18 protein-coding genes are annotated in these 17,891 nt (G+C 47.7%); 14 read left to right on the forward strand and 4 right to left on the reverse strand.

Annotation, left to right across the window (positions count from 1 at the left end; translation table 11 throughout):
- Window positions 1-57 precede the first annotated feature (57 nt).
- A complete protein-coding gene (locus NFR28_RS04040; protein ID WP_251178544.1) occupies window positions 58-990 on the forward strand; it encodes a diacylglycerol/lipid kinase family protein in 933 nt (310 codons plus the stop codon).
- Here the strand turns inward: NFR28_RS04040 and NFR28_RS04045 are convergent.
- Window positions 987-2,156 carry a 3-phosphoglycerate dehydrogenase gene (locus tag NFR28_RS04045; RefSeq protein ID WP_251178545.1) on the reverse strand — a complete coding sequence of 390 codons (1,170 nt, stop codon included), beginning with the start codon at window positions 2,154-2,156 and terminating at the stop codon, window positions 987-989. The two genes, NFR28_RS04040 and NFR28_RS04045, sit on opposite strands and share 4 nt — an antisense overlap.
- A gap of 224 nt (window positions 2,157-2,380) precedes the next feature.
- On the opposite strand from NFR28_RS04045, the gene NFR28_RS04050 reads away from it, so the two are divergent.
- The 9 genes from NFR28_RS04050 to NFR28_RS04090 all read left to right on the forward strand — a co-directional run bounded on the left by NFR28_RS04050 (window position 2,381) and on the right by NFR28_RS04090 (window position 9,824).
- On the forward strand, window positions 2,381-3,385 hold the full coding sequence (locus NFR28_RS04050) for an acyl-CoA dehydratase activase-related protein (protein ID WP_251178546.1): 1,005 nt from the start codon (window positions 2,381-2,383) through the stop codon (window positions 3,383-3,385).
- The gene (locus tag NFR28_RS04055) at window positions 3,378-4,577 is read left to right on the forward strand and encodes a 2-hydroxyacyl-CoA dehydratase (RefSeq protein ID WP_251178547.1); all 1,200 of its coding nucleotides are present in this window, start codon (window positions 3,378-3,380) and stop codon (window positions 4,575-4,577) included. Before NFR28_RS04050 ends, NFR28_RS04055 begins: the two co-directional genes overlap by 8 nt.
- Complete coding sequence (locus NFR28_RS04060) at window positions 4,574-5,575, forward strand: acyl-CoA dehydratase activase (protein WP_251178548.1); 1,002 nt, start codon at window positions 4,574-4,576, stop codon at window positions 5,573-5,575. The genes NFR28_RS04055 and NFR28_RS04060 overlap by 4 nt, the downstream gene beginning before the upstream one ends.
- 97 nt (window positions 5,576-5,672) lie before the next feature.
- On the forward strand, window positions 5,673-6,473 hold the full coding sequence (locus NFR28_RS04065) for a YebC/PmpR family DNA-binding transcriptional regulator (RefSeq protein ID WP_251178549.1): 801 nt from the start codon (window positions 5,673-5,675) through the stop codon (window positions 6,471-6,473).
- 210 nt (window positions 6,474-6,683) lie between these two features.
- Complete coding sequence (ruvC, locus tag NFR28_RS04070) at window positions 6,684-7,187, forward strand: crossover junction endodeoxyribonuclease RuvC (protein ID WP_251178550.1); 504 nt, start codon at window positions 6,684-6,686, stop codon at window positions 7,185-7,187.
- Window positions 7,188-7,200: 13 nt separating this feature from the next.
- Complete coding sequence (ruvA, locus tag NFR28_RS04075) at window positions 7,201-7,788, forward strand: Holliday junction branch migration protein RuvA (protein ID WP_251178551.1); 588 nt, start codon at window positions 7,201-7,203, stop codon at window positions 7,786-7,788.
- A 23-nt stretch (window positions 7,789-7,811) separates the two neighbouring features.
- Entirely contained in the window at window positions 7,812-8,900 is a 1,089-nt protein-coding gene (ruvB, locus tag NFR28_RS04080; RefSeq protein WP_251178552.1) for a Holliday junction branch migration DNA helicase RuvB, read from the forward strand.
- Between the two features lie 8 nt (window positions 8,901-8,908).
- Window positions 8,909-9,406, forward strand: a complete 498-nt coding sequence (locus NFR28_RS04085; protein ID WP_251178553.1) for a hypothetical protein — start codon at window positions 8,909-8,911, stop codon at window positions 9,404-9,406.
- A 214-nt stretch (window positions 9,407-9,620) separates the two neighbouring features.
- Window positions 9,621-9,824 carry a cold-shock protein gene (locus NFR28_RS04090; RefSeq protein WP_120360801.1) on the forward strand — a complete coding sequence of 68 codons (204 nt, stop codon included), beginning with the start codon at window positions 9,621-9,623 and terminating at the stop codon, window positions 9,822-9,824.
- A 137-nt stretch (window positions 9,825-9,961) separates the two neighbouring features.
- Here NFR28_RS04090 and NFR28_RS04095 read toward each other — a convergent pair whose 3' ends face one another.
- The 3 genes from NFR28_RS04095 to NFR28_RS04105 all read right to left on the reverse strand — a co-directional run bounded on the left by NFR28_RS04095 (window position 9,962) and on the right by NFR28_RS04105 (window position 13,497).
- Complete coding sequence (locus tag NFR28_RS04095) at window positions 9,962-10,306, reverse strand: hypothetical protein (protein ID WP_251178554.1); 345 nt, start codon at window positions 10,304-10,306, stop codon at window positions 9,962-9,964.
- Window positions 10,307-10,464: 158 nt separating this feature from the next.
- Entirely contained in the window at window positions 10,465-11,961 is a 1,497-nt protein-coding gene (locus tag NFR28_RS04100; RefSeq protein WP_251178555.1) for an alanine/glycine:cation symporter family protein, read from the reverse strand.
- Window positions 11,962-12,333: 372 nt separating this feature from the next.
- Window positions 12,334-13,497, reverse strand: coding sequence for a DUF5692 family protein (locus NFR28_RS04105; protein WP_251178556.1), 1,164 nt, complete (start codon window positions 13,495-13,497; stop codon window positions 12,334-12,336).
- A gap of 348 nt (window positions 13,498-13,845) precedes the next feature.
- Between NFR28_RS04105 and NFR28_RS04110 the strand changes: the two genes are divergently transcribed.
- The 4 genes from NFR28_RS04110 to NFR28_RS04125 are packed head-to-tail and all read left to right on the forward strand — an operon-like array spanning window position 13,846 to window position 17,574.
- Entirely contained in the window at window positions 13,846-14,412 is a 567-nt protein-coding gene (locus NFR28_RS04110; RefSeq protein ID WP_251178557.1) for a cytochrome c3 family protein, read from the forward strand.
- A 19-nt stretch (window positions 14,413-14,431) separates the two neighbouring features.
- Window positions 14,432-14,938, forward strand: coding sequence for an FMN-binding protein (locus NFR28_RS04115; protein ID WP_251178558.1), 507 nt, complete (start codon window positions 14,432-14,434; stop codon window positions 14,936-14,938).
- The gene (locus NFR28_RS04120; RefSeq protein WP_251178559.1) at window positions 14,939-16,789 is read left to right on the forward strand and encodes an FAD-binding protein; all 1,851 of its coding nucleotides are present in this window, start codon (window positions 14,939-14,941) and stop codon (window positions 16,787-16,789) included.
- Window positions 16,790-16,791: 2 nt separating this feature from the next.
- Window positions 16,792-17,574, forward strand: a complete 783-nt coding sequence (locus NFR28_RS04125; protein WP_251178560.1) for a hypothetical protein — start codon at window positions 16,792-16,794, stop codon at window positions 17,572-17,574.
- The last annotated feature ends 317 nt before the right edge of the window (window positions 17,575-17,891 follow it).

Genomic DNA, 17,891 nt, shown 5'->3' on the forward strand with positions numbered 1-17,891 from the left:
TCTTATAATAAAGCCAATAGACACACTCTGTATCTCTTATAAGAAGGAGATGCCGTCATGGCTGAATCCTTGGGAAAAATACTGGTTATAGCTAACCCTGCAGCTCAGAGCGGTCGGGGTGATAAGGCGGCTGACCAGGCGGTTAAGCTGCTGCGTGAGGCGTGTGGGCATCAAAGCGTTGTACTCGCGAAGACAGCAGGTCCGCACCATGCTACCGATATAGCAGAACGCGCAAGTGGTTGTAATACCATCGTTGCACTTGGTGGAGACGGAGTTATTCATGAAGTCGTACAAGGGCTTATGAAGCGTACTTCGTTTGATCGGCCGACTTTAGGCATTATTCCTGTTGGGTCAGGGAATGACTTAGCACGTTCGCTTGCTTTGCCTACCCAGATTGCCGAAGCAGTACGCGTGCTCCTTAGTGCAGAGGCGTTGCCTCTTGATGTCGGTTGGGTTAATGACAACTACTTTATTGAAACACTTTCTTTTGGACTGGATGCCGCTATAGCGCTTGATACGATGGAACGCCGAAAGAAAACAGGGCGTGCTGGAACGCTGCTCTATGTTGAAGCAGGCCTCCATCAGCTAAGGCACAACTTAAAGGCATATGCCTATCAGGCAAGTTTTGATGGATCACAGCCACAATGCGGGCAGTCCATTACCTTTGCGGTGCAAAATGGTCCGTATTATGGTGGCGGTTTTAAGATTTGCCCCGATGCATGTTTAGACGACGGGGTTTTTGATATTTGCATTGCGCATCCACCGGTAACCTTGCCCAAGGCGCTCATGATTTTTGCGCGTGCAAAAAATGGCAATCATGTTTCGTCAGAAAACATGGAGCTTCTGTCTGCCTCTGCGCTTCATGTTGAATTTGATGAAGAACCGCCTGCGCAGGTAGATGGCGAAAAAATAACAGGCCGCACATTCGACATACGTCTTGAACATGCGGCCTTGCGTGTTATTGCGCCTTTAGGTATGCGTCAATCTTAGCGGATAACGCGCACCTTATAGATGCCATCCCAGTCAGACAGTGCAGCAGCTGCTTGATCTGCAGCAGCTGTATCTGCCACATCATAGACGCTGTAGGCAGTATCTTTGCGCGTTACATCAACTGAGTTTTCTATCACGCAACCTTGATCTTGCAAAACCAATGCTGCTCGTCCGAGCACCTCAGGATCATTAGCGCGCAATACTGCAATGCGTGCACACCCCGAAGCAACCGGCCCAAGCTGACATGCGGGGAAGTTGACGGAGTTAGTGATTGACCCGGTTTCCAGATAAGCCATCATTTGGCGAACCGCCATCATGGCGCAGTTATCTTCGGCCTCTTCAGTAGAAGCGCCAAGGTGGGGCAGCACAATGGCGTGCTCCATGCGCATAATCTCAGGCGTGGCGAAGTCGGTGATATAGGCTCCTACTTTGCCGCTTGAAAGACCAGTAGCCATAGCGTTGTTGTCTACCAACGTATCGCGGGAGAAATTCAAAAACACCACACCATCTTTCATGTGATTGATGGCATCTTCGTTGATCATGCCGATGGTGTTAGGGAGTGCTGGTACATGAATGGTGATGTAGTCACACTCGGCGAAAATCTCAGTGAGTTCGCAAGCGTGGTGAACGGCTGGGTTGAGGCGCCAAGCAGCCCCAACAGAAACATACGGATCGTAGCCGTACACATCCATTCCTAGGTCAATTGCCGCATTGGCAACCAGCGCACCAATGGCGCCCAAGCCAATAACACCTAAACGCTTACCGGCAATCTCACGTCCGGCAAATGCTTTTTTTGCTTTTTCGGCAGACTTGGCAATGTTTTCGTCAGCTGCATTGTCTTTGCACCACGCAATACCATCAATAATGCCGCGGCTTCCTAGTAAAAGTGCGCAAAGTACAAGCTCTTTAACAGCGTTGGCGTTTGCGCCAGGCGTATTAAATACCACAATGCCTTCTTGTGCACATCGCTCAAGGGGGATGTTGTTCACGCCTGCACCAGCTCGGGCAATAGCAAGAAGGTTTTCGCCAAACTCCATATCATGCATTGCGGCTGATCGAACTAAGATGCCTTCTGCGGTTGTGGCATCTTCACTCAAACCGTATGCGTCACTGAGCAAATCAGTGCCTTGAGAAGAAATGTTATTCAGACAGTGGATAAGACGCATAGGGACTCCTTTGCATGAAGCCGCATATGGGGTGCGGCATGGTAAAGTTATGACTTTATACTGCGGTGATCAGCGTTGTTTGTCAATGAAGGCCTCTGTCTGCGGCGTAAGTTATCGTGTGTTGGTTTATTTTATTTCCCAAGTGAAGAGTGATGCTAAAATACAGTTTTTGTCATCAACTAATCACTACGTGCTTGCTGCATAAAACAAATTTGGAGGTATCCGTGCCCGAAAAAGCTCCGTGGGCTGACGTTTTTGTAGTCGGAATCCCGCGTTCTCTGCTGTATTACCGCTTCGGAGTCTTGTGGACGACGTTTTTTGAAGCGCTCGGACGACATGTTGTTGTGAGTGAGGCTACCGATAAAGCTATTGCTGATAGGGGAGAGCAGCTTTCAGTTGACGAATGCTGCCTGGCCTCAAAGGTGTTTATGGGTCATGTTGATAGTCTCGTGGGTCGCTGCGATGCAGTTTTTGTGCCCAGTTATCCCACGGCTGATCATCGTAGTGGTTTCTGCACGAAGTTTCAGTCCGTTACTGATATGGTGCGAAACACTTTTCGCGATAAGCATCTTGAAGTTATTTCGTGCGAAGTAGGCAACGTGCGCAAAATGCGCGATGTTCGCCGTCCGTTTGAAGAGATGGCGCTTCGGATGGGCGTGTCGCGTGCAGATGCGCATAAAGCTTTCAAGACAGCGTGGTCAGCGCAAGCCGCCCACGATAAAGCATGCAACGAAGCACAAGAACGCGTGCTTCGCCAACTTGTTGCAGAGCGTCGATCGGCAGCAACCCAACCGCTCAAGCAGCCACCGTTGGGAATTTTGGTCGTCGCGCATCCCTATATTGCTCACGATACATATCTTTCAGGTGCGGTTTTAGATGCGCTGCGCGACATGGGTGCACAAGTTGTGTTTGCCGATGCGCTTGATCACGACCACACCTATAAGAAGAGTTTTGAGTTTTCCGACACTATGCCCTGGATTATCAATCGCGAGCTTATTGGTGCTATTTTGTCGGTTGAAGATAAGGTTGATGGCATTGTGCTGATTAGCGCATTTCCTTGTGGTCCTGATTCTATGACCGACGATGCCATTATGCGTTGCATCCAAGGCAAGCCTATTTTGAATCTCATGATTGATGCGCAGTCAGGCACGGCAGGCGTTGAGACGCGCGTTGAGAGTTTTGTTGATATTTTGCGCTTCCAGCAGAAGGGAGGCTATACGCATGGCTAAGCCACAATCAATGATTGAACAGGTGCGCTCCTCTGTTGCCGTGGAGTTTGTTCGCAAGCGCAAGCCAACGCTGCGCCGCGATAAAAAGGCGAAAAAGAAGGCGAAGCACTACGCCAAGCATCATCGACCAAAAAAGGCGGCATTTTTTCGCTATTGCTATTATGATCCGGCATTTAAGTTTTTCGTTGAGCAGGTTTTAGACGTTGATTATTTGCCGCTTCCAGAGGCAACGCGCCAAACTACTGAGGTGGGTGTACAAAACTCAAGCGACTATGTCTGCACCCCTTATAAACATATCTTAGGCGACTTCGTTGAGGCGCTTGATCTTGGCGCTGATCTGGTCATACAGTTTGGTGGTCCGTGTCGTTTGGGCTACTATGGAGAGCTACAAGAATCAACATTGCGCGATATGGGGTACGAATTTGAGATGCTGAACTTTGCTCGCGGTATTGAAAAAGGATACCTGGGGTGGGCGAAGGAAGTTTTGAGTACTGCAAACCCTGATATAGATATACCGCATGGTGTAGTTAAGCTCAAAGGAACAGCCAAGATGATGGAACACCTTGATGCTGTACGTGATTATTTTTTGGCACATGGTGGTTTTGAATGCACTCGCGGCTCATTTGATAAGGCATGGAACGCTTATATGAATGAACTTCGTTGTGCAACCGACGAGCGCGATATCAACCAAGCATATAAGCATGTCATGGAGCAATTCGCTGACATAGAAATACAAAAACCCGCAAATCCTATTCGCATTGGTATTGTCGGGGAGATGTTTACCGCTATTGATGAGCGCTCAAACCTCGGTCTTGATCATAAACTCATGGATCTTGGGGTTGAGGTGCATCGTATGTTGAACTTTACAAACCGTTATTTGCACTACAACGAACCCAATTTGCGCGTTGGTGCAAAAGACTACATCACCTATGACATGGGGCCGACCTCTACGCTTACGATTGCGGCGGCAAAGCAATATGCACAAAGTGGTTTCGATGGCATTATCCATGCGAAATCTGCTGGTTGCACACCAGAGATTGACTGTATTCCTGTATTGCAAAAAGTGAGTGAAGACTTCGGTGTCCCCATCTTGTATTTGACCTATGATTCGCAAACATCTGATACCGGTTTAGATACGCGTTTAGAGGCGTTTTACGACATGCTTGCCATGAAGAAGGAGAAGTTATCATGAAACATGCCTATCTCGGCATTGATATTGGGTCCATCTCAACCAAAGGCGTAGTGATTGACCAGGACAGAAATATTATTGCGCGTTCGTATCTATGGACGGAAGGAAACCCAACCAAAGCGTCGAAAAACGTGGTGCGTGAACTTGAGGCTCAGGTGGCAGCGCTGCCTGATGCGCAAGAGATTGTTATCGTAGGCGCTGGTACAACAGGAAGCGCACGCAGGTTGGTGGGAGCTATGTTAGGCGCGTCGGTGATCAAAAACGAAATCACTGCTCATGCCGTAGGCACCACGTCACTTCACCCTGACGTACGCACTATTCTTGAAATTGGTGGCCAGGACTCAAAGATCATTTGTGTCTCTGATGGTATTGCGGTTGACTATGCCATGAACACACTGTGTGCAGCTGGTACCGGTTCGTTTTTGTCTTCACAAGCGCATCGTTTAGGTGTTGAGGTTGAAGAGTTTGGCGATATTGCGCTGACCTCCACGAAACCGGCTAATATTGCAGCTCGCTGTACAGTATTTGCTGAGAGTGATTTGGTGCATAAGATTCAAGTGGGTTATGCGCGTGAAGATATTATTGCTGGGTTGTGCAATGCTGTTGCTTCAAACTACCTCAATAATGTTGGCAAAGGTAAAAAGATTGATTCGCCCGTTGTCTTTCAGGGAGGCGTGTCTAAAAACGCAGGTGTTGTGCACGCTTTTGAAGAGCAACTGGGGGTTGAAGTATTAGTTGACCCCGATGGCCATTTAATGGGCGCATATGGTGTTGCTTTGCTTGCAGCGGATGCTGGCCCAATTAAAGATGCGGTGGCGGGTCCGTTTGCTGGTGGAAAGTTTGACTTTGAAGCGCTGCTTGATTTTGATTTCAAAACGCGTGAGATTGAGTGCGGCAAATGCGCTAACCATTGTGAAATCATTTGCGTGTATCGCGATAGTGACATCATTGACTCGTGGGGTAATCGCTGTGATCGCGGAGCAGTCAAAACCACTAAGTAATCACACGTTCGCTTACGAATAGCGTATTGGTATTACTAACTGTCGCAATGAGTGATACAATAGCGCGCTGGTATTGCAAATTTTCGAAAGGGTGTTTATGTCAGGACATTCAAAGTGGGCAACCACGAAGCATCGTAAAGCGGCTCAGGATGCAAAGCGCTCAGCGCTCTTCTCTAAGCTTGCACGTAATATTACTGTTGCTGCAAAAGAGGGCGGCGACCCGAATCCTGATAACAATGCATCGCTGGCGGCAGCTGTTGAGAAGGCCAAGGGCTACTCAATGCCGAAAGATAAAATCAAGACCGCTATTGATAAGGCTTTCGGTTCAGGTAAAGATGCCGCTAATTATGAAACGGTTGTTTATGAGGGATATGGTCCTTGCGGCGTAGCAGTATATTGTGAAGCGTTGACCGACAACCGTAATCGCACTGCTGCAGATGTTCGTGCTGCATTTAATCATCATGGTGGCAACTTGGGTACTTCTGGCTCGGTTGCATTCCAATTTGAGCGCAAAGGTCAAATTCTTGTAGCAAAAGAGATTGAAACGGGCGACAAGAAAAACCCGATCGGACCTAATGGCGCTGCAGCTGATGAAGAAGAGTTTATGTTGGCTGTTGCAGAAGCAGGCGGAGACGATTACGAAGATGCTGATGAAGAGTGGATCGTCTACACCGCTCCAACAGAGTTGATGGGCGTTGTAAAGGCCATTGAGGCGCAAGGCATTCAGGTAAAGGGTGCTGAGCTCATTATGATTCCAACTACCCCTACTGAGGTAAGCGTTTCAGATGCTAAAAAAGTTATGCGTCTTGTTGATAAACTGGAAGAGCTTGAAGACTTGCAAAACGTTTATCACACCATGGATATGACGGATGAGATTGCTGAGGCACTTGACGAATAAGTGCTCCTTTTGCTCTTGAGTTTTATGGTGAGCAGACATATTCAAACTTTGTCTTGAGGTTTGGACGAAGTTGAGAGGGGATGTGCCCTGGCAGGCAAATGCTTGTCAGGGCACTTTTTTGAAGCACTTGTAAAGATGTTGCAGAATGCGGGTTTCGCAGTAGAGCTCCTGTGGTATTATAGCGAACAAACGTTTGTGATTAGGATATGCATGGCTAGTGAAGAGCGAATTATACTTGGCATAGACCCCGGACTTGCCCATACGGGGTGGGGCGTAGTACGGCAAATTGGTTCGCGCCTCACTTGTGTTGCTTACGGGTGTGTCGCAACAGATACCTCAATTCCACTTGCACAACGCCTTCGCAAAATACATGAACAAATTGGCGCGGTTGCTGCGCGTTTTAATCCAACGTGCGTGGGAATTGAGACGGTGTGGTTTGGTCAAAATATCACGGCTGCCTTTGCAACAGGGCAAGCGCGTGGTGCTGCTCTTGTTGCATGCGCCGAACACGAGATGGAAGTACTTGAGTTTACACCGCGGCAAATTAAACTTGCTGTTGTTGGGACCGGTACTGCTGAAAAAGATCAAGTGCAATATATGGTACAACGGCTTCTTTCTCTTCCCAAGCCGCCCGAGCCTGATCATGCATCTGATGCACTTGCTGCAGCAATTTGTTTTGCCACCCATGACGGCATTGATGGGTATAGAGGCTGAAAGGATAGGTAAAGTGATTGCATTTTTAGAAGGCACGCTTGCTGGTAAAAATACTACGTCTGCATTCATCAATGTCGGAGGTGTGGGCTATGCAGTAGCTATGTCTCAAGGGGCGTTGGTGAAACTTCCTGACACAGGAAATGCTGTACAGATTTTTACCTATTTGCAAGTGAGTGAAAATGGCATTGCTCTCTACGGGTTTTTGACGCTTGAAGAAAAAGCGCTTTTTGAGCGACTCATTAGCGTGAGTGGTGTAGGTCCGAAAGTGGCCTTGGCGGCTTTGTCGGCGTTTTCGCCAGCAGAACTCATCAACGCAATTGCAGCGCAGGATATTGCGCGTGTGCAAAAAATTCCTGGAGTAGGAAAAAAGACTGCATCGCGTATAATCTTAGAGCTTAAAGGCTCTTTTGACGAAGGTGTAGCAAGCTTGTTCGATCAAGATGCGTCTTCGACTGCTGATGCCGCTCAAAAGGCAACTCTTGAAGCGCTTCTGTCTATGGGATTTACTTCGGCAGAAGCCGAGTTGTCGTTGAAGGGTGCCCCAGAGGGAGCCTCTGAGAATGTGCTTTTGCAATATGCGCTTAAGCGTCTTGGTGCCTAGGAGTATTAATCGGTGAGGAGATCATGATTAACGGTGGCGTAGAAATAGAAGGATTGGTTTTTGAGGCAGGCTCAGATGATCGCGACGGCTTTGCTGAGCAGGCTTCTGTGCGCGAACGCTCAGTGGCTCCTGAGCTAACCGAAGATGATCTCGTTTTAGATAGAAGCTTACGTCCAAAACGTTTGGGCGAGTATCTGGGGCAGACAAAGATTAAAGAGTCGCTTGCCATCATGATTCAAGCCGCACAAGAACGAGGAGATGTTGCGGATCACATTTTGTTTTCAGGCCCTCCTGGTTTGGGAAAAACGACACTTGCAACGGTTGTCGCCAATGAATTAGGCGCCAACATTCGCGCAACAAGCGGACCTGCTATTGAGCGTACAGGAGACCTTGCCGCCATCCTTACAAATCTTGAAGAAGGCGATGTACTTTTTATTGATGAGATTCATCGTTTGAATCGCATGGTTGAAGAGGTGCTCTATCCGGCACTTGAAGATTTTGCGCTTGATATCGTGGTAGGCAAAGGCCCAGCTGCTCGTTCAATTCGCCTTGATCTTCCGCGTTTTACGCTTATTGGTGCAACGACGCGTACTGGTCTTTTGACTGGTCCTTTGCGTGATAGGTTTGGTGTAGTCTTTCGTTTGCAATATTACACGCCCGAAGAACTTGCTGATATTGTGCGTCGCTCTGCATCAATTCTAGATGTCGGAATTGAAGAAGATGGCGCTTTGGAAATAGCACGGCGCTCTCGTGGGACGCCACGATTGGCAAACCGCCTCCTGAAGCGTGTTCGCGATTGGGCTCAGGTTCGCGGAAATGGCGTGATTGATGAAGATGTTGCTGCGCAAGCTTTGAGCTTTTATGAAGTTGACTCTCTTGGGCTTGATGCTATGGATAATCGCATATTAGAGCTTTTGAGTGTGCAATTTGGAGGAAGACCAGTAGGCCTTACCACCCTTGCGTCAGCGCTGTCTGAAAGTACCGATTCATTAGAAGACGTTTATGAGCCCTATCTTATGCAGCAAGGACTCATTATTCGTACGCCAAAAGGTCGCCAGGCAACAAGGCGTGCATATGATCATCTTGGAATACCTTTTCCCGAGAGCATCTAGGAGAAACTATGTTTGAGCAAGATTACCTGATGCGCATCTTGTTGCAATATGCTGAGATATTGCGGCGAAGCTGGTTTAAGGCGAATCACGAAAAAGATCCTCGTGGTGCAGCGGAAATGCTGGAGGCTTCCATCGGGGAAGCCACTGATATTGATGGAGCAACCCTTCTTTCGCTTGCTCCTGAATCTATGGGAGCAATCTTGCAAGTTTCTGGTGTTGATGAGCGCGTAGTGGAGTATATTACGCGAAGCCTTGCACTTGCATCTGAGTATCTGCGAGAAGATGGTCAGCATTTGTTAGCAGACCTTCGTCTTGAACAAGCGCGATCGCTTGCAAACACTTACGGATTTTATTTACCCGAGAATCTTGAAGAACTTGCACAATGGGCAGAAGAGCAATTCGATCAAGATGCTTCCGAGAAACCAATCATTGATATTGCTACTCTTAAGGAAGACGAGAAAGAGGCGCTCGTACGATCTATTGATGAGGAAAACAATCAGCTATAGCGAAAAGAAACTATTATAAATCTACGCCTGCAAGATATAACTAAAAATTACGGCAAATTTTAAGAAAAAATTGGTGAAAGTACTCATTTGCGCGCTTTTTTTATACATGATAGCGTATAGTGAGAATATCCTCTCAGAGTGAGAGGGTGTGTTGCCGCCATGCAACGCAGGTAATACCTTTTCGGGTGACCGAGAAGAGGAAAGAGGAAATAAAATGGCGGAAGGTACTGTGAAGTGGTTCAATCCTGAGAAGGGCTATGGTTTCATCTCTCAGAACGATGGTGAAGATTTATTCGTTCACTTCTCCGAGATCAAGATGGATGGGTTTAAAACCCTCGAAGAAGGAGCAGCTGTATCCTTCGACGTTACCACGGGCCAAAATGGCAAGCTTCAAGCAAGCAATGTGGTGAAGCGTTAAAAAATTGCATCAACACTAAAATGCCAAACGACCCCACCTTGGTGGGGTCGTTTTTTTGTTGAGCTTAATTCAGTTATGCAAACTGGATTAAGCTCAACGTTAGGTGCTTTTACTCAGAGAAGTAAAGCGTATGTGTCTTATTTCTCGTCCTTGTCGGTGAGATCATGGACAGCATCGGTGATCTTATCTTTCAGCTCACCAAAACCTTTCTTGATGCCTTCGCCAACTTCTTCAACGCTCACTTTGCCATCGTGGTCGGTATCAAGAGATTTCTTTGCTGTTTCTACGGCACCTGAAACTGCTTCTTTTGCATTGTCGGCAGCTTTACCAAGAGCCTCTTTTGCGTTGTCAACAGCATCGCCAGCAGCGTCTTTCGCTTGAGCGGCTACATTTTGGGCAGCTTCTTTTGCAGATGCAGCAGCATCTTTTGCTTCTTCGGTTGCTTTCGCGGCGGCAGCCTTTGCCTCATCAGTGGTGGTCATAAGTCCTCCTATCGGTTGTTTTCCACTGTATGGTTATACAGTGATAAATCTTCTACTCACATCATATGTTGAGAGTTATGCGAATAGATGATTACCAAGAAATGTTTGCCAAGCTGTTCGTGCTTTGTTTGCAAGCTGTGGCGCATGCTATGCGGCTTTTAGCTGTACGTTTGATCGTGAAGAGCTTGCTCTTCATCTACTATGAAATCAAAGTCATCATTCCAGCACTCGCAAGCTGGCAAGTTGGGAATTGATCGTGCATGAAAAACAGGATTTACTCCGCGTTTGCGTTGTGCGCTGTAGTCATTGAGGCATAAAATTGCCCATTTGCCTAAAGCCAGAATGGCAACCAAATTGATGATGCACATGATGCCCATGAGGATATCTGCTACATTCCAGGCCAAGTCAAAGCTTGAGAGACATCCGATGAATATGATGGCAAGGCACGCAATCCTAAACCAGAAGATAAGCTGCGGTTTTTCACCTGTGATAAATTTTAGATTAGATTCAGCGTAGAAGTAATTGCCTATGAGGGATGTGTAAGCGAATAAAAACACCGCTATAGTAATGAAGAAAATTCCTATGTCTCCCGTGAAGTATTTCACTGCCATTTGAACAAGTGGCATACCATTGAGCGTTTGTGCGGTGAGAGGATCTTCTACCATAAAAACAAGCACGAGCATAGCTGAACAGGTGCAGATAAACATGGTGTCAATGTATACAGAAAGCGTCTGTACAAGACCTTGCTTGACGGGATGAGAAACACTTGCTGTTGCTGCGGCATTAGGAGCAGATCCCATGCCGGCCTCGTTTGAGAAAAGCCCTCGTTTGATGCCTAACATAACAGCAGATCCTGCAAAGCCTCCAAAAATAGCTTGGAAATCAAAGGCTGACGCAAACATAAGGGAAAAGGCTTCAGGCAAAAGTCCAACATTTGAGACGGTAACCCAAAGACCAAGCGCTAAGTATGCAAAAGCCATAATAGGTACTACCCAAGAATTGATAACAGAAATGCGTTTTGCACCGCCAAAAATAACCAGTGCTGTGAGAACGGTCAGGATGATGCCCATGATGATGGCGCCACCATTTGTGGCGTAGTCAGGAACGTAATACTCTAAAGCCGAAGTGGCATTAAAAGCTTGCAGTTCATTAAAACCAATGGCATAACAAGCAATAAGCGATATCGCAAAAGCAATGCCCATCCAGCGCTTGCCAAGACCTTGTTGGATATAGTAAGCAGGACCGCCGCGGAATTCGCCATCTATCTCCTTGACTTTCCATATTTGAGCCAGAGTAGACTCAACAAATGCTGAAGCTGCCCCAACAAGCGCCATAGCCCACATCCAAAACAGCGCGCCCGGTCCTCCGGTTGCAAGGGCGGTTGCAATACCAGCAATATTGCCGGTGCCAACACGAGATCCCGTGGAGACCATCATAGCCTGAAATGAAGAGATTGCACGCTCTCCGGGATTAACGCGCTTTTCGAATAACTCGCGCACCATATCTTTGAGGTAGCGAATTTGAACACACCTTGTTCGAATAGTGAAGTAGATTCCGGTAAATACCAAGAGTATCACTAAGATGTAGGTGTACATAAAGTTGTCGATTGCGCTTGTAGCAAAGACAAGGGAAGTGCTTATGCTGCTTGAGTCCATGTTTGCTCCTTTGGGTTTATGCGTGGACTTAAGTGTGAAGCTTGTGCGTGAGGTGCACTCGTGATTGTCAAACGCATATGAGTTAAACGCGTCCGCAGATGCCCGAGTTAAATCTCTTAGTATTTAGTAATGTATCAGGCAAATGGTCAGGAAATGAAGGCAGGTAAGAGCGTTTGCCAATTCGCAAACTTGGTGTGAAAAAATATGCTGAATGGTAAAGTTTTAGTTAAGTAGTCTTTACATGTTCGTAATGTTATAGGGGCATGCATCCTACGAGAAAACCCCCAACTGGCTTCAAGCCAGTTGGGGGTTTGGATGAAATTTGCGTACGCTTAAGAGAGCTTATGCGGTGCACCTATTGAGAGAGGGTAATTACTCACGCTTAGAACGATTGGTGTTCACGCGCTTTTGAGTTTCAACGACAGCTTCAACTTCTTGAGCGTCTTTAGCAACGTACACAAATCCAACTTCGCCATTAGCGGGAAGAGCGTTGTAGGCAACCATTTCGGCGATTTCAGCAGGAGTTGCGCTCTTCGGCTCGGTCTCGAGCAGGTATGCGGTGTCAGCACGACGTTCCATAGCAATACGGAAGTCCTTGGTGCCAACGAATACTTCTTGCTTGTAGGGGTTGACGCCGAGTTTCTTGGAGCGTACGAGGATATAAGCAAGGGCTGCAATGTTGGCAACGAGTGCGACAAGAGATACCACCGTGTTTACGGCAGGGTTGTTAACTGATTGAGCGGCAAAGACTGAGTCGTTTGCGAACATCGGAACCATCTGGCAGAACATGCACCACATTGACAGGGTAAAGGCGCGGTTCTGGATCCATCCGCCTTTGTTCCAGCCCAGACCAGCAATGGTTGGAGCAAGCAGTAAGGCAACGCCGCAATACCAAGAGTGTGTTGGTAGGCAGTTGTAGGTGTAGCAGAAGTTCCACAGGTCATAAGCAATGATGAATACCCAGGTCATGTCAGGCCACAGCATGTCTTGGCGCTTCTTTGAGATATAGATTCCAAACCAGCCAGTCATGCAGGCAATATTGATGAGTCCGGCAATGCCGTTGAAGACGTTGTGCCAGCCACCATAAAGGGTAACACCTTCGGTGGAAACCCAGGTAGTTCCCCATGCGCGGAAAGCGCTTTCAAAGTCAGATACAACAGCAATCAAGATATTGATGGCAACGATAATGAAGGGGAAGGCCTTAAACCAATGAGAGCGGCCAATTTTGCCCCAAGAGTATTTGATCATCATAAAGCCAATGCAGCCTGCGGTTGCTGCATATACCTTTGCATAGTGGAACCAACTGTTCATGTCGGTATGTGTGGGGTTCGTGAGTGCCCACTCTGCACCTGCAGCTGCACCAATTTCAACAGCCAGGCAGTAAACAGTCATAACACCGCATACACCGAAGAACATAAAGCATCCGCCAAATTTGGTTCGCCGGGCAAATTCATTGAGAAGAATAAGCGCGATGAGAACCATGGCTAAACCGAGCCATTGGTACAGCGCATTCGGACCGTACACATCGAATAGCATAACGACGCCTCCTTTAGTTGTCATTGCCGTTTAGTAATTGCCCTCTGCAATCGATGCCCAGAACGATACACAACTTAATATATACAGTCAATATACATAAATTAACAAAATGGCAATAAATATAATACATTGAACAACATAATTAGAATTCATTGATTAAAAGGAAAAACACTGATATTATGACCAGAATAATAGTTCAGTGAAGTAATAAAAGAAAAACATTAGAAAAGAAATATTGTAAACACAATGTAGAAAAAGATACACAATATTGTGATTTGCAACTCATCCTCTGCAAAACGATCAATTTGGCTAGAAACCCATTTATAAAAAAGAGTAGTAGGAGGGAACATGGAAGGTAAACGCAGGCGCAAAAAGGCACCAATTATTATTGGCGTGGTAGCGGTTATCGTGATTGCAGCGGGTGCCGGTTTTTGGGTTTGGCATGAGCAACCAAGTTTTTGTAATGCGATTTGCCATGAACCGATGGATGCCTATGTAGAAGGTTACTATAAGGATCCTTCGCAAATGTCATACACGCATCAAGTTGAAGATGTGACCTGTCTTCAGTGTCATGAGCCTAAGATTGACGAGCAGATTCACGAAGCTCTGGTTTGGGTGAATGGTGATTACGAAATGGATGAAGATGGCATGCTTGCTACCGTAGGTGTGCGCGCAGACAAAAACATGTGCGCAACAAGCGGATGCCACGATATGGAAGAGATTGTGGCGGCCACGCAAGATTGGGGTGGTGAAGCAGGAGTCAATCCTCATGATTCGCACCAAGGATACGCTCTTGATTGCAGCAGCTGCCATACCGCACACGGTCAATCGTATATGTATTGCAACACCTGTCACGAATTCGCAGTACCTGATGGCTGGGCTGAACCAGCATCAACTACTGCAGCAACCGCGTAAATCTTAAAGGAGGATTGACATGAAGAAACGTGCACTAACAACTGCAGCGTGTGGATTCGCCGTTCTGACGCTTTCGCTGTCGGGTTGCGGAGCCTCCTTTGAAGGTTCGGGCTCTAAAGATGCGGCATCGGCAGAGCAACTTGCCTTGCGTACTGATGATCCGTGGGCGGTAGAGGTCCAAGCCGACCCTGCGGCAAAGGCTGAAGGTAACTTGCATGATGGCGTATATGTAGGCGAGGGTAAGGGCATGGAAGGCCCCATTACTGTCACGCTTTTAGTTGAGGACAACCGCATCACCTGCTTAGAGATGACACAAGAAGGCGAAAGCCAAAGCCGCGGTGGCTATGAAGCTATTCGCGATGGCAAATATGCTCAGATGATAGAAGCTGCACAAAGTGCTGATATTGACACGATTTCGGGCGCAACCATCACAACGGCAGGCGTCAAGCAAGCGGTTGAGGATGCGCTTGAAAAAGCTGAGCAGGGTGTAGAAGACCAGTCTGCTGCACAAGGGGGCGAACAATAAATGAAAAAACAAAGTTCTCGCAGTTTTTCGCGTAGAGATTTTCTTGCAGGTGGCGCTATGGCTGCTGCTGGTGCTGCAGCTGCCGCTGTGCTTGGCAGTGAGGCGGCGCATGCGGCTGAGGTAAACGGACCTGCCTCAGAGCGCATTGGAAGCTGGTCAAAAGATGGACAAGACTTCAAACTTCCTGCAAGCAATGAATCTAATGCCAGTGCACCAGATGGAACTTATCGTGAGCACAATGCTGAAGCGTTTCCGGCAAATGATGCAACACCAATTCCGCCGCGTTCGGTTCCAGATGTCTGGGACTATGAATGCGACATTTGTGTTGTTGGTGCTGGTGGCGGTGGCTTGAACGCGGCTGCTCGTGCGGCTCAGCTTGGGGCTCAGACCATCTGCGTTGAGGCGCTTGGGCTTCCGGGGGGAAATGCGCAAGAAGCAGGTATGTGCGGCATTCTTGGTGGATATTCGGGGCAAGAAGAGAAGCAGTTTGCTTTCCCGAGCTATCCGTTTGACGCAAAAGCGCTTACTGATTGGGCAATGGACGAGTATCACTATGCAGCCGACCCGAACTTGATTTACAAGATTGCTTGTGAGGGCGGCCATTCGCTTGACTGGATGGCAGAGTGCGGCGTGCAGTGGCGTTTGGGCGAAGTACCCGTATATGTTGCACCGAAAAACTCTACGCTTGATCATCATGTGCTTAAGATGAAAGATGCAACGGATGCAATGTTTGCTTATGGACAGCGTCATGGTGTTGACTATAAGTTCCAAAGTCCTGCTGTTGCACTCGTACAAGACGACAATGATCGCATTGTTGGTGTAGTGATCAATGAGGATTATGGCGACGAGCGCTATATACATGCGCGCAACGCTGTCATACTGACCGCTGGAGGTTTTTGCAACAACAAAGCGCTGTTGGATAAATACATTCCCACCGCTGCAATGGGATGCGCCTCAAGCTACCTTACTGCTTCCGAGACCGGGGAATGCTTCCGTATGGGACTGGGCGTTGGCGCTGACGTGTCTGGCTTTAATAGCTCGGCATCGTTTGACGGCGGAGTTGATTGGCAAGCTGAAGGCGGTCAGTGGGCACGCTTTTTATATGACGGCATGACGCAGCTTTCTCGTCAGCCGTGGTTGACCATAGATCGTTGCGGCAACAGGCTTCGCTATATGGACTCTCGTGTTGGCGAAGACGGCGCAAATGCAATTTATGCATTGGGTGATCTGGCTACAATTCAGATGACGCCTCCGGGTCACCGTTCCTACATCATTTTTGACGCAAATTACGAAGACCATCTAGCAGGATTTGCGCAGGAGCATTGCCGCAAACTCATTACGCCAGACTTGGAGCAGATTGACAAGGTTCCCGAGCATTATCGAGACTGGCATCATGGCGTACAAGACGCAATAGACGCTGACGTTTTGAAGCGTCGCGACACGTTGGAAGAACTAGAGGCTGATCTCGGACTTGCTGAGGGTGTCTTGACGGAGGCTGTTGCAAAGTGGAATGAAACATGCGCCGCAGGTGAAGATGACTTTTTGTATCCTATGCCCGCAGAGTGGTTGCATGAGATTACAACACCACCGTTTTATGGTTGTCGCATCGGTGGCAATCTCTATGGAACCAAAGCTGGTCTTATGATTAACGATCAAATGCAGGTTATAAGTACAAATGGACGTCCCATTGCTGGACTCTATGCAGGCTGGCATACAGCTGGCGGCGCATGTGGTGAAAATAGCTACATTGGTGATCCAATTTTAGGTTCATTGATGGGCGATGTGGGTCTGGCGTTCTGTGGTGGCTACCTCTGTGGTACAAGCGCTGTTGAAAATGAGATGGGAGCATAGATATGGCTGACGCGAAGAAGATGGTGAAACCATTTGGTTGGTTGTTCGCTCTAGTATTAATCATTGCGATTATTGGAAGAATTGGTTTGGGTATTGCGGGCGCTACTGGCGTGCTTGCATTTGACTATATATCGGCATCAGGCGTGGCCATTTTAGATGTCATTTGCTCAATTCTGACAGGCAGTGCATTTGTTGCGTTCCTCTTTGCAGCAGGTCTTGCTCTTTGTGCATCAACAGCAGGTGTTGTGCTTTATGGGGCTCTTTATGCGCGTGGTGATATTAAGGCTCGTCCCATAACGGCATTTTTGGCTGGATGGGCAACAGCGTTAGTAGCCATTGTGAGTTTGGTGATTTTAGCGCTTGGTATTCTATCTGCGGTTCAAGTTGGATCAATGTCTTCAAAGCTTCCAAGTATGCCCGTTATTATTTTGGGCGTGATTGTTTTTGCTGCTTTCTTGGGTACGCTTTTGGGCGCTGCTGCAGAAGTGGTTTGCGCTTGTGTGGCACGTGCGCGTCGTAAAGGAAGCTTGGGTGCAAAATTGGCTCTTGCTGTAACGGTCTGCGGATTGATCGTTATGGTGCTGACTGTTGGTACTTTCGCCTCCTTGAATACGACGGCAATTAATTTGCCGGTTTTAGGAACCTGGTTCGTTGCTGACATCATTATGAATCTGGCTATTCTCTTCACAGCACGTGGGTTTGTGCAAAAAGCTGAAGAGCCACGAGAAAATAAGAGCAGCCAAAAGAAGGCTGGTCGTGCGCAGACTGCGAATGGTGCGGCCTAAAACAAGAGTTGTTTGTTGAGTAGGAAGATAGCGAGAGTCTGAGACTCATTTCAGAGGGTCGTTATCTGATGAATGCGGGGGCGCGCTCAAGAGTGCGCCCCTTTTTTGTGGTGCAAGAAAGCTCGGGGGTAGAGAAGAGGGAGTGTGCCAGGGAAAAGTTGTGTCTTTTGTAGCCAAAAGCCGTTATCAAAGCCACAAGATCCGGCGCCAAGAGCTAGCACCAAAAACCGGCATCAAGTGCATAAAGATAGCTACCTTGTCTTGATTAGGAGTTATGGCGAATTCTGGCACAATCTTGTTAAATTGTGCCAGAATTT

It is taken from the genome of Adlercreutzia agrestimuris, assembly GCF_943193125.1.
Lineage (GTDB): Bacteria > Actinomycetota > Coriobacteriia > Coriobacteriales > Eggerthellaceae > Xiamenia > Xiamenia agrestimuris.